Source organism: Corynebacterium sp. UMB0012, assembly GCF_030216265.1.
Lineage (GTDB): Bacteria > Actinomycetota > Actinomycetes > Mycobacteriales > Mycobacteriaceae > Corynebacterium.
The window spans coordinates 1-315 of sequence record NZ_JASOKQ010000083.1; the positions used below are offsets into that span (position 1 = coordinate 1).

Annotated in this window: 1 pseudogene; it reads right to left on the reverse strand. The window is 30.2% G+C overall.

Annotation, left to right across the window (positions count from 1 at the left end):
• Positions 1–87 precede the first annotated feature (87 nt).
• Positions 88–315, reverse strand: a pseudogene (locus tag QP324_RS11950) (ABC transporter ATP-binding protein); the annotation flags it as partial.

Below are 315 nucleotides of genomic sequence, written 5' to 3' on the forward strand. Positions count from 1 at the left end.
CAAACCAGAAGTTAGGAATTCTAGAACTAATAGCGATATCATTCTTATTCTATTAACAGCATATAGATCTTTAAAAGACACTTATACTCACCTCTTATTGCTTCCAAGGCTAATCTTTCTACTAAATAGTTTTTCCATGGCTGGAGTTAAATTATGCGCTATTACAATAACTGTTTTATTCGATGATACTAAATTTTTTAGAATGCGATAGCTACTTTTTGAATCTATTGCACTAGTTGCCTCATCAGCTAAAATAATAGAAAAATTATGTATCTCATTACGAGCTAAAATAATTTTCTGTTTTTGACCTCCAGA